Here is an 11,907-nt window from a genome sequence, read left to right on the forward strand (position 1 = left end):
TCCCATTCCTGATTCTGACATTGATTTGACAAAATTTTTATGTAATACTATATTTAGGATTATATATTATGGCGTTGTTATTAGAAAAGATGAAATTCTTGTAGAATTTAATATCTTCTTGCAGCCAGGAGGGAAAGCAGTATGAAGATCAGATATTTGAAAAGGATATGTTTTTTATTTATGCTTGGTATTTCATTAACACTATTTTGGAATCAAAATAGTATGACGGCAAAAGCAGCAACACCAACATTTAAGGAAAAGAAGATTGAAATACGAGGATTAGATGAGACCCACCAGCTTACGATAAAAAACAAAGTGAAAAACAGTAAATATAAATGGTCATCTTCTAATAAGAAGGTAGCAACCGTTACGAACAATGGTCTAGTGACATCAGTAAATAAAGGAAGTGCAGTGATAAAATGTAAGATAACTTATCCATCTGGAACGACGAAGACCTTGAGCTGTGATGTGACGGTAATCATACCTTCAGAAGACATTAGAATAAACAATGCAGCAGAGATTAATGGTGCGCATATTATGAGAGTGGGAGAGACCTATGATTTCAACCGAACTCTGACTCCCAGTAATTCATCTGACAAAACCTATTGGTCCATTGATACCTCTGCCAGCGATACGAATCCCAATGCGATCCGTATTGATAACAGTTCGAAGGGAATCGTTACGGCCTTAAGAACTGGAAAGGTTATTCTTGTAGCGACAGCAGCAAAAGAGGCTACAGCCAAATCGGCTAAGAATAGTGAGATCAAGGACGCAATTATTATCGAGGTAATAGGTCAAGCTGATGAGGTTACATCAGCAGAGATCATAAATTCCAGAACGATTAGAGTAACGTTTGGCACTGCAATTCGGGAATCCACAGTTGTAAATTCCAATGGAAAGCTGTCAAGTAATATTGTTATTACTCCTCTTGAAGGAACCAATGGAGTAAAAGCCAAAGATCCCGGAACATTTGCTGCCAGCTTATCAAATAACTCAAAGGTTCTGACCATAACCTCCAGTAATACCTTTAACGGTAAATATGGTATCACGTTCACGAATAGAATCTTAACATCGGAAGGAAAGAGTATCTATCAGGATTATGTCGTTCTTAGCTATTCGGACGGATCCTCAGGTAATAATACGGACAATTCGACGGGTAATACCGGTACGAATGATGATACGATATATGATACAGATGCACCGGAGGTTTCCTCCATTGAGCTGGATGGGGATGGAATGACTACGATCATTACCTTTAAGGAGAAAATGGACTTTACTTATTTCAGAGTTAATGATGCAAGAGTAGCTTCCAGCACTACTGCTGTTCAGACAAGTACAATCAGCTTCCTGAACAATGAAACGAATTATAATTTCAGCTCCGATGGTAAATCAATTAGAATTAACTTATCACCGATTGACTCTAAGGATTACAACAAGTCCTTTGTTGTAACAATCTCCGGGTTAAGGGATAAGGCAGGTAATGATTTAATCAATGGTAGCTTTGATGCAATAATACGCACGGATACTAATCCAAAGCCTCAGGCAAGGCCGATTTCAGTGACTCGTACATCCTATGATACGATTACCGCAGCCTTTACACGCTCCATTCGTGATCCTGGTTATGCATATATCAATAACAGCGGGTATATTTACGGTGAAGTTGATTTGGATAATAGCAGACTGGTACATTATAAGTTGTCAAGTTATGACGTTACATTAACCGGTACCCAGAAAGTATCCATCGGTCATTGGGATAGCTATAATGTAATATCGAATGATACCTATGCAAATCAAATGTATGATTTTAATGTATACTTCACAACGGAAACAGTAAGACCTGTATTGATTTCCTATGAATTCAACTCAGATCTTAGCATTCTTACTCTTAAGTATAGTGAAGACGTGCATTTGAATTCTAGTAGTGGTTACCTGGATGCAAAAATGGCATCTTATCAATACAATGACAGCAATATAGGTATGATAGAGTATTCTGAGATTAGTACGGTAGACAATGTAATCGAAATTATGTTAAAGAATCTCACGATATATGGGGATTATACCTTTACGATACCGGAAGGCTTTATCGTTGATAATTACCGGAATTATTGTAGAAGCAGTGTAGTAACCGTACATAATCGAAGTGGAATGCAAGCCGTTAGTAAACTTGCTGAGCCATATTCCATAGAGCAATCCGAGGCAAATCATTCCATCATCAACATTAAGTTTGCTGATAAACTGGATAATACTACAGCTTTGAATGTTAATAATTATTCGATTTCCGGTGCAACAGTGAAAGAAGTGAAGCTGATCAATAATTCAACCTATGGTTCTACCGTTCAGCTTGTTCTGGAAAAGGGAAGTATTACTACTACAGGCAAGCAGAGTATTACCATATCCGGTATTAAGGGATATAACAACAGCTTCTCTGAGATGGAGGAATATACTACTAATATTAATTTAGTAGAGAATACAGATCCAGAGCTTAAGAGCATTAAGTTCAACGATAAGACACGGAATACAGTAGAGTTAACCTTTACAGAAGCTGTGAAAGGAAGTATGTCAGTTACTGTACAGGAACGTTCTACAGGATATATCATTGGTAGTACGGTGTCTGTGTCGGGGGATAAGGTTATTATTACCTTGGATACAATTCCTGAAGATGGTACTTACCTGAAGATATTCGTTCATAATAATAGCATCACTGACCTCAATGACAATGAGTCAATCGTTAATCCGGTATTGAATGCGTTGGTGAATTACTAGATATAATATAATAATATCAAAAATATTAATACGGCCTGCCGATTTTGGCAGGCCGTTGACGGAGAAATATGAATACGACGATTAAAACAATTGAAGATTTATCACTGAATGCATGGCCATCCCATCAAATGGAGCTTTATGATGGATGGATCTTAAGATTTTCTCATTTTTATACTCACAGAACGAATAGTGTGGAACAGTTTGGTACCTCGACCTTATCTTGGCGTGAAAAGATCCCGTACTGTGAAGCCGCATATAAGCGATGGGGGACACCGGTCATCTTTAAAATCAGTCCTTTGGTATCAAAGGATTTTGACTATATACTGGAAAATCGCAATTATGAAATACAGCATACAACCAATGTCATGGTATTGGACCTGGCTGATGCAGTTATGGATGCTTCGATGGAGGAAGTAACAATCAGTTATCACATTGACCGGACCTGGGTTGACAGTTTACTGGATTTAAAAGGTACAACAAATGCGATACATAGAACCATTGTACCTACTATGTATAACGCTATAGCCAAGGATACCATCTGTGTATCTATTATAAGAGAGGGCACTATCATAGGAACAGGTCTTGGAATTCTTGATCGGGATTATGTTGGAGTATATGCCATTCACGTAAGAGAAGATTACCGTAAGAAAGGTCTGGCACGTTCCCTGTGTACCTGTATTCTAAAAGAGGGTATGAAGAAGGGTGCTACAAAGGCTTATTTACAGGTGGTGGATGGGAATGATCCGGCTTTCCGATTGTACCAGTCGCTGGGCTTTCAGAATTTCTATACCTACTGGTTTCGTGTAAGAAATGAATAGAATGAGTCATCAGGCAGAATGCGATTAGAATAAAAAAGTGGCTGTTACATAATATATTCGTGGGGACTAGATTGATCATAATCCCTGTAGTTACATTATGTAGCAGCCATTTGATTTATATGTATGATAATCCCTTATAGAGATGCAGAGTTCGTCCCGTGAAACACTTCTTTATAAAAATCTTCGTATTGATATCCAAAATCAGCAGATTCCACTACGATAGTTTTACCTTCGCCAATTGTTTCTGCTAATTTCAATGAAACAGCTACATTAGCACAAGACGATATTCCTAAATATAATCCCTCTTTTTTGACCAGATCCCTTGCAGTATTAACTGCTTCACTATAACTGACATTAATGCATTGATCAACGATTTTCGTATCAAAAACAGAAGAAACCAAGCCGATGGAAGCACCTTGGATTTTGTGAGGAACGGAAACACCATTCAATATATCACATCCTTGTGGCTGCATTGCCACGACAATTGTTTTATCATTGGCCTCTTTTAGTCGTTTGCCTGCACCAGTTATAGTACCCCCACTGCCGACAGCAGAAATGAAGTAATCAATATGTTTAACCTGATCTAGAATCTCTTTCCCGGTAAAATTATAATGGGCCATGGGATTTGAGGGATTTGATAATTGATCTAGCCAGATATAGTTTTTATTTTCAGATACGATCTCTTTAACGAGCCTAATATGTGAGTCGCTTCCTGTTGTGCTGTCGGATAGTAAAACCCTGGCACCATAACCTCTTAGCAAATTAATATTTTGCTTACTATAATTATCGGGTATGACCAAAGTAATATCATAACCTCTATTGATTGCCATTAATGTTAATCCCAGTCCGGTATTTCCACCGGTGGGTTCGATTAATGATGCTCTAGTACCCGGTTTCAGTAATCCGTTTTTCTCGGCGTCTAATATCATCTGATAGGACACTCTGGCTTTTTTACTGCCTCCGGGATTACAGCCTTCTAGCTTTATGTAAATGTTCGCTTTTGATTGGGGAACCATTCTGGTGAGCTTAACCATTGGGGTATTCCCCATATAATTCATATAGTTTTCTTTCATAAATTCTGCAGTATATCTGCTACTCCTTTCATAATCTGACAATAATCCGGTATAGAAAAATGTTTGTTCACTTAGGATTAATAAGGGCTTTTTCCCATAAGGACATCGAATACATGATCTTTGAAAATACTGATGGATACGTAGAGCAATAGGACTCCCATTAGCTTATTAAATATTAATAAGATTTTTTTCTGCTTAATTAAATCACTGAAGAATTGTCCAACCAAGCAATACATTGAGGGCGCACCGATTACCAATAATCCAAATACTATGGACATGATCAAAATATTGATGCCATTAATATTATTAGCAGGAAAATTAATGGTTGCTATTGGTAAGGCAGCTAATATAGCCTTTGGATTAATGATTTGCATAAGAAATCCATCACGCAACGTTAATGTGTTTTTCTTCATTTGTTCTTCTATTGTGACATCTTCTTTAAAGATTTTGATTGCAAGATAGAAGATATATAGCCCTCCAAGAATACTGGTATAAAGCAGGTATTCTTTTTTTATGAGTTTTTCCCCTGAGTAGCCGCAGACGAAAAATAATATAAACATGGCGATTCCCACTCCGGTAAAAAAGCCGATTGATTTCCTAAATTTTTTATTTAGACCCAATGTTAGGCCCATGATATTCACCGGCCCCGGTGTGTACATGATTCCAATACCGTATAATAACATCTGTAGCATATGATCTCCTCTTTTCTTTATTTAATTAGTTATTCTGTACATATTGAACATTCGTGTAATTAGTGTAAATGCTATTTAGAAAAGGATTGTTGATTAAATAGATACTCTCGTTTTCATCAATCATTATTTGTAGATTGATACTATTTCCGATTTCCATATCAGAGCTTCTTTGGTACTCGATTTTAAAAGCCAAGTATTTATTAGTACGTATTTGAATAGATATTTTGAGATTCTCAATGGGTATGTAATACTCATCCACAGCAATGATATGGGAATTCTCTAAGTTTTCTCCATATATAACAAATACAGAATCCTCTTTTGGAACTAGAGCGTAAACATTAATATTACTGAATATATTGTTATTCTTTATCAGTTGAATTTGATTTTTGATTATTACTTTTTGATTGCTGGGAATATCATTTAACACGACGGCACAGGGGGCAATCATCACATTATTACCAATGTTCACTGGGCCTAACACTCTGCTAAATGCGCCTATTTCAACGTTATTTCCGATACCGGGATGACGCTTTCCTTTTGGATTATTTGCGATTCCTCTGGCTCCTAGAATCACTCCTTGAAGTATATAACAGTTATTTCCTATCTCAGTCGTCTCGCCGATAACGGTTCCTGTACCATGATCAATTACAAAACCATTCCCGATTTTTGCACCTGGATTTATTTCAATTCCTGTTTGGTACTTCGCATACTCGGATATTTTTCTGGCCAATCTATGACGTGATTCATAGGTTAAGTCGTTACAATATCTAATTTCGTTTGCGATACGATAGTAAACAACTGCTTCGAAGGATTTATATGCTTGCAGAATAATATTCGCAGAACCGTTAGATGCAGGATCTCTTTCTACAAAGGATAAGAGGTCTGAATATAATTTATGAATAATTTGAGTTTCTAGATATTTTGCCCGAGGAGTTGATAAATTCAAATCTATATAATCTTTATAGGATATAAATTGATTTAACACTTTTGAGATCTTTAAGTATATTTGATATTGAATGTCATCTTGATGTAGCTTTTTCTGCATTTATAGGCCTCCTTATATGATGTATTCGGATTGCATTTTTATTGTTTATAAGATTGTTATCTGAAGTTTAATCTTTAGATACTATTTTGCAATAATTTACATTGTATGGTATAATATTCTTATTCATTGTAAAAGAGCCACCTAAAAGAGAAAATATGGTGCCACCTAAAGAGGGTATAATATGGTTTATATCAACAGGAATAGTAAAGAACCTCTATATATGCAAATTTATCAGCAAATCAAAAAAGAGATTTTAGACGGTAGCCGGAAAGAAGGAGAAGTCCTGGAAGGAACCAGGGGTCTGGCTAAAACACTAAATGTAAGCCGGAACACGGTAGATTGCGCATATAGCCAGTTATTAGCGGAAGGATACATTGCATCGAAGAAGGGTATTGGATATTATGTTATGAAAGTTCCGCGAATTAAGGTGAGCGACAGAAATGTTTCGAATAATTTCAGTATCATTAAGAAACATTCTGATAATGTACCACAGCATAAAGTGATCTATGACTTAACGAATAGCAGTTATACCAGCGATCTCTTTCCTAAGAGGTTATGGAGAAAGTATACCCTGGAATGTCTGGACAGACTTGATAATGAAGCTAGGATATCATCCTATCAGGATAAGCAGGGAGAATTGTATTTACGAAGTAATTTACTTTCCTATCTTAAGCGGATTAGGGGGGTACGTTGCGATGAAAGGCAAATAATAATAACATGTGGTATCCAACAATCCTTAGAATACATATGTAAAATGCTACACTGTAAGGAAGCAACTATTCTGATGGAGGAGCCGGGATTTGATAAGGCCGTATCTGTTTTCATGAATAATGGAATAAGAATACAAACTGTGCCGGTGGATAAAAAAGGCATCGTTGTCTCAGAGCTTCCGCTTATTGATAATGTAAGTGCAATCTACTCCACACCATCCCATCAGTTTCCAACTGGAGCAACGTTATCGATTGACCGTAGATATGAGTTATTGAAATGGGTAAAAGAGAGAAACGTATATATTATTGAGGATGATTTTGATAGTGAACTCAGATATTATCATAAGCCGATACCTTCATTACAATCCATAGACAGTGATAACAGAGTCATTTATTTAGGTACATTTTCAAAAACATTATCACCATCCATTCGAATGGGATACATGATATTACCACCACAACTGTTGGAAATATATGATAATATTTTTAATACTTACAATTCTACGGTTCCTTTACTTAATCAATATGTAATCGGCCGATTAATTGAGACGGGTCATTATGAACGTCACATTCGCCGCTTGAACAATGTATTTCGAAAAAGGCTGGAACTTTTTTTAGCTGAATTTTCAGAGGTTAAGGATAAGATTAATATTTCAAGTAACGGAAGTGGTCAGTACTTTTTACTCAAATTCTCTGAGAAGGTCAAACAGGATGAGCTCATTGAAAGGGCTCTAGAACACGGAGTGAGAGTATATTCCACAATGAGATTCTGGCAGGATAAAGCTGCTTGCCCACCGAATACCTTATTTCTTGGCTTTAGTAAGATTAAGCTGGAGGATATTCCGGATTGCGTAACACGTTTAAAAAAAGCATGGGCAGAGTGGTTATATTAAGCCTGCCATGTTATTGTGACTGTTTTTTTACTACATAGGGATGGAAAGCAATTAAGATTCCGAATATTTGCATCTATGGAGAATAATGGTTTACAAAATATGTTATATGAAATATAATTTACTAGAATAACTATGGAGGGATTAGCTTGAGGAAAATAATATCCTTTATTCTTTGCATAATATTATGCATTGCTTTTATTAATCCGCAGACTGCAGAGGCTGCTATTGTAATTAGTAAGGCAAAAGCAACTATGGAAGTTGACTCTACTCTAAAGCTTAAAGTAACCGGTACATATAGTAAAATCACATGGAAAAGTAGTAAGAAGTCTGTAGCTACAGTGAATAGTTCAGGGGTAGTCACTGCGAAAATGGAAGGAAAAGCTACGATTACCGCTACTGTTGATAAGAAGAAATATACCTGCAATGTTACAGTTGTCGATAGTAATAAGACAAAACCATATAAAACTGGAGATACCTGGACTGTGGATGGTATATGGACTCTGACATTTAATTCTGTGACTACGACGGAGGAAAGATATCATCAGCCTGGAGATGATATTCCGAAGCAAGTAGTAGTGTTAGATTATACCTATGAAGGTATAGACGATGGCGGAAACTATATGGACATGTATACCTTTAGTGTAATTGATGCCAATGGAAATATAGCCCGTAAGTATCCTTCGAAGGATATGGATGATACAAAACTCGGAGAAAAATGTGAAGGACTGAAAGCAATATACGGACTATTTGCTGAAAGTGATATGATTACAGTAAAAGTAACAATGTATGACGATGATTATTGTGAGTATAAAGCGATATTTGAATTAGATATAGAATAAATAGTAGCAACAACCCACTACGCCTTCGTAGTGGGTTGTTGCTAAAAGAACGAAAGGATATATCCGATGAATGATACGGCTCTATCAAAAATATTTTGGTTACTGTTAAGAAAATGTTTTCAAAAGAAGATCGCAGAGACATTTAATTTACATGTTGCAAGGGACATCATGAAGAGTGTAAAAGTAAATTACTATACTATATTGCGTAATTTTCGGTCTTTCGGAAAACATAATCCTAAATTAGTTGATATCTTGCTTACTGCTCTTGTTGCTGCTATATTTAAAGCGGGAGATGGTAGAATATCCATTGCACAGATGGACTCTATTTTGACGGACAGTATGGAGTCTTCCTATATATTTAAGAAATCTTTCGAAAAGGATGATCACTTTAGCAAGAACTGGCAGGACAAACGTTACTCACAAGCACTTGAATCAAAGAAAAGAAAATATCCATCGGATTTTGTCTGTGATTTCATATACGGTGAAAATTATAATGAATATGGTATTAATTATTATGAGTGTGCCATTTATAAGCTTTTGAGACAGGAAGGATGCCCTGAACTGACATCACTTTTCTGCAAGTTCGATTATGTAATGGCCAAGCACATGGGTGCCACACTGAAACGTACGAAAACTTTAGTAGCGGGAGGCGATTTTTGCGATTTTTGGTATACTAAAATATAATAATTTCCAAAGGAGGTAACTAATGAACTATCAATTTAAAGTACCAGATAAAAAGAAGATCCGTGTGATTCTGGATACAGATGCAGCGTGTGAAGCAGATGACCAATATGCAATTGTACATGCCTTAATGACACCTCGGTTTATAGTGCGAGGAATTATAGCTGAGCAGTTCAATTCATACGGGGGAGAAACATCGGTCGAGAAAAGTTACCAAGAAATTGAACATATTTTAAAGCTTATGAACCTATCCGATACCATCCCAGTTAAGCGGGGTGCCTTTCGTCCTTTAAAATCAGAGGAAGATACTCCTGAATCGGAGGGAGCAAAATTCATTGTGGAAGAAGCAATGCGTGATGTAGAAGAACCATTGTATGTGCTTTGTCAGGGCGCAATCACCAATATGGCGTTAGCATTGAAGCACCAGCCGGAGATTGCAGAACGTCTAACCTGCATCTGGATTGGAGGAGGCTCCTATCCGAAGGGTGGTTGGGAATTTAACTTATGCAATGATTATCATGCTGCCAATGTCGTATTCAAATCGAAACTCCAACTGTGGCAGGTTCCAATGGATTGTTATACACAGATGCAGGTGGGATATGCTGAATTAGAACAAAAGGTTCGACCATACGGCGAGATCGGAAAATACTTATTTGAGGAAATGCAGCAGTATGCCAATTCGGATATGGCTTTTTGGACGATTGGTGAAAGTTGGGCACTTGGTGATTCACCTGCAATTGGGTTGGCAATGAACCCGGGATGTGGCCGGAGTGAAGAAAGGAATGCCCCTACTGTTGACAAGGAAGGACATTATTATGAAAGCAATAGTAATCGTAAAATCAAGGTATTCCATGAAATAGATTCACGATTTATCCTGGAGGATTTTTTTGCAAAACTGTATCTGAATTATAAAGAGTAAGTTGTTTTCATATCTACGCGGTAAACAGCTCACCACGCCATTATGTACGGGCAAAAAGCCTGGCACGCCATTGTGAACAGGCAAAACAACCCACTACACCTTTGTAGTGGGTTGTTTGCTAAAAAGGGGAGGATAAGTATTTAACTTCTCTTTGGTAATCATAATTGGAGGGGGAATCCAATTATGAAAGAGCATACGCATTTACATCCTTGTAACGGAACTCCTTTGTTCCTTATTAGGATATTACTATTATGATACACATTTACATTATTTATACATAAAATAAAAAATATTTCATAATGGATTTTATGAAAATTCCATGTTATACTATACGCGATAAGCTGTAAGCAAGGCAAATGCTAAGCTAATGCTAAGATGCATAAGAAAATATGCGAGGAAGGATGAAAATCATGGGTTTATTGCAAGAATGGAGAGATTATGCATATTCTAAGGAAATGCAGGGACGCTCCGGCCAGATATTCTGGGCAAACTATTTTAACGTGGAAAAGGAAATCTATAAGAAGCTTCTGGCTGATCCGGATAAAACATGGGAAGGTAGTGTTGCTTCCCTGGCAAAGGAATTTGACACAGAGCTAAGCTTATTCGTTGGTTTCTTAGATGGTATTAATGACAGCTTGGTAACTCCGAATCCGATTGAGGAAATGGATCAGGATACGGTAGTGAACTTAACCTTTGATAAAGAAAAACTGTATTACAATATGGTGGAAGCAAAGGCAGACTGGCTTTACAACCTGGAAGAGTGGGAACCATTATTGACAGAAGAGCGCCGTAAGGAGCTTTACCGTCAACAAAAGGCATCCGGTACCATTGTTAAGGATAAAAAGATCGGAAGAAATGATCCATGCCCTTGCGGTAGTGGTAAAAAGTATAAAAAGTGTTGCGGACTGAATGCATAATATAGGAAGGGTGTAGTAACCCATCGCTGCCCATACGGTAATGAGAGGTTACTACACCCTTCAATAATAAATTACATTTTTCATATTTAATTATTCTCTTGTTTATAAATCAGATATTTCGCATAGTTTTTAATTTCGTTAACACTATCTGGGTTTAATTGCTGATACAAATCAAAAAATTCAACGATATCCTTATCCAACACCTCTCCGCCTACAGGAAGATAAGAATCACTAACTCCCAATAGGTAATCACAGGTGACATCAAAATACTTTGATAGAGCGATTAATTTGTCAAAGGAAGGCTCATTTCTTTCCGATTCATAATTTGAAATTGCAGTAGGCTTAAGTCCAAGAATATCAGCTAATTCACCCTGTGTAAGTTTGTTTTTTAGTCTTAATTGCTTCAAACGAACGTTAAAATTCATTTCTCTCTCCAATTCTACATTATCGATACATTATTTACCATTTTAAACAATTATATAACTAAATTTTTCACAATGTCAATATATATTGCAGGAATGGTATAAAATACCAAAAATTAATTGACAAATAAATGA

Annotated in this window: 11 protein-coding genes; 7 read left to right on the plus strand and 4 right to left on the minus strand. The window is 36.7% G+C overall.

Annotated elements, in window-relative coordinates; all coding sequences use genetic code 11:
* Positions 1-141: 141 nt before the first annotated feature.
* Entirely contained in the window at positions 142-2,763 is a 2,622-nt protein-coding gene (locus H0486_RS03950; RefSeq protein WP_228351752.1) for an Ig-like domain-containing protein, read from the plus strand.
* A 68-nt stretch (positions 2,764-2,831) separates the two neighbouring features.
* Complete coding sequence (locus tag H0486_RS03955) at positions 2,832-3,581, plus strand: GNAT family N-acetyltransferase (RefSeq protein ID WP_228351753.1); 750 nt, start codon at positions 2,832-2,834, stop codon at positions 3,579-3,581.
* Positions 3,582-3,715: 134 nt separating this feature from the next.
* On the opposite strand, the gene H0486_RS03960 is transcribed toward H0486_RS03955, so the two are convergent.
* The 3 genes from H0486_RS03960 to H0486_RS03970 form a co-directional block, all read right to left on the minus strand.
* The gene (locus H0486_RS03960; RefSeq protein ID WP_228351754.1) at positions 3,716-4,654 is read right to left on the minus strand and encodes a PLP-dependent cysteine synthase family protein; all 939 of its coding nucleotides are present in this window, start codon (positions 4,652-4,654) and stop codon (positions 3,716-3,718) included.
* 77 nt (positions 4,655-4,731) lie between these two features.
* Positions 4,732-5,346 carry a LysE family translocator gene (locus H0486_RS03965; protein ID WP_228351755.1) on the minus strand — a complete coding sequence of 205 codons (615 nt, stop codon included), beginning with the start codon at positions 5,344-5,346 and terminating at the stop codon, positions 4,732-4,734.
* A gap of 25 nt (positions 5,347-5,371) precedes the next feature.
* The gene (locus tag H0486_RS03970) at positions 5,372-6,391 is read right to left on the minus strand and encodes a serine O-acetyltransferase (RefSeq protein WP_228351756.1); all 1,020 of its coding nucleotides are present in this window, start codon (positions 6,389-6,391) and stop codon (positions 5,372-5,374) included.
* A 181-nt stretch (positions 6,392-6,572) separates the two neighbouring features.
* On the opposite strand from H0486_RS03970, the gene pdxR reads away from it, so the two are divergent.
* The 5 genes from pdxR (at position 6,573) to H0486_RS03995 (ending at position 11,350) form a co-directional block, all read left to right on the plus strand.
* Positions 6,573-7,994 carry a MocR-like pyridoxine biosynthesis transcription factor PdxR gene (gene pdxR / locus H0486_RS03975; RefSeq protein WP_228351757.1) on the plus strand — a complete coding sequence of 474 codons (1,422 nt, stop codon included), beginning with the start codon at positions 6,573-6,575 and terminating at the stop codon, positions 7,992-7,994.
* Between the two features lie 146 nt (positions 7,995-8,140).
* Positions 8,141-8,833 carry an Ig-like domain-containing protein gene (locus tag H0486_RS03980; protein WP_228351758.1) on the plus strand — a complete coding sequence of 231 codons (693 nt, stop codon included), beginning with the start codon at positions 8,141-8,143 and terminating at the stop codon, positions 8,831-8,833.
* 66 nt (positions 8,834-8,899) lie between these two features.
* On the plus strand, positions 8,900-9,517 hold the full coding sequence (locus H0486_RS03985) for an L-2-amino-thiazoline-4-carboxylic acid hydrolase (protein WP_228351759.1): 618 nt from the start codon (positions 8,900-8,902) through the stop codon (positions 9,515-9,517).
* A 22-nt stretch (positions 9,518-9,539) separates the two neighbouring features.
* A complete protein-coding gene (locus tag H0486_RS03990) occupies positions 9,540-10,433 on the plus strand; it encodes a nucleoside hydrolase (RefSeq protein WP_228351760.1) in 894 nt (297 codons plus the stop codon).
* Positions 10,434-10,843: 410 nt separating this feature from the next.
* Positions 10,844-11,350 (plus strand): SEC-C metal-binding domain-containing protein, encoded by a 507-nt coding sequence (locus tag H0486_RS03995; RefSeq protein WP_228351761.1) that lies wholly within the window; start codon positions 10,844-10,846, stop codon positions 11,348-11,350.
* Between the two features lie 86 nt (positions 11,351-11,436).
* On the opposite strand, the gene H0486_RS04000 is transcribed toward H0486_RS03995, so the two are convergent.
* Complete coding sequence (locus H0486_RS04000) at positions 11,437-11,775, minus strand: helix-turn-helix domain-containing protein (protein WP_228351762.1); 339 nt, start codon at positions 11,773-11,775, stop codon at positions 11,437-11,439.
* Positions 11,776-11,907 lie beyond the last annotated feature (132 nt).

Origin of the sequence: Variimorphobacter saccharofermentans, from assembly GCF_014174405.1 — a bacterium.
Lineage (GTDB): Bacteria > Bacillota > Clostridia > Lachnospirales > Lachnospiraceae > Mobilitalea > Mobilitalea saccharofermentans.

Bases quoted from the DNA above. Each gene is read 5' to 3' on its own strand.
- pdxR (WP_228351757.1), top strand. From the start codon at position 6,573: ATGGTTTATATCAACAGGAATAGTAAAGAACCTCTATATATGCAAATT.
- H0486_RS03970 (WP_228351756.1), bottom strand. From the start codon at position 6,391: ATGCAGAAAAAGCTACATCAAGATGACATTCAATATCAAATATACTTA.
- H0486_RS03995 (WP_228351761.1), top strand. From the start codon at position 10,844: ATGGGTTTATTGCAAGAATGGAGAGATTATGCATATTCTAAGGAAATG.
- H0486_RS03965 (WP_228351755.1), bottom strand. From the start codon at position 5,346: ATGCTACAGATGTTATTATACGGTATTGGAATCATGTACACACCGGGG.
- H0486_RS04000 (WP_228351762.1), bottom strand. From the start codon at position 11,775: ATGAATTTTAACGTTCGTTTGAAGCAATTAAGACTAAAAAACAAACTT.
- H0486_RS03990 (WP_228351760.1), top strand. From the start codon at position 9,540: ATGAACTATCAATTTAAAGTACCAGATAAAAAGAAGATCCGTGTGATT.
- H0486_RS03985 (WP_228351759.1), top strand. From the start codon at position 8,900: ATGAATGATACGGCTCTATCAAAAATATTTTGGTTACTGTTAAGAAAA.
- H0486_RS03955 (WP_228351753.1), top strand. From the start codon at position 2,832: ATGAATACGACGATTAAAACAATTGAAGATTTATCACTGAATGCATGG.
- H0486_RS03950 (WP_228351752.1), top strand. From the start codon at position 142: ATGAAGATCAGATATTTGAAAAGGATATGTTTTTTATTTATGCTTGGT.
- H0486_RS03960 (WP_228351754.1), bottom strand. From the start codon at position 4,654: ATGAAAGAAAACTATATGAATTATATGGGGAATACCCCAATGGTTAAG.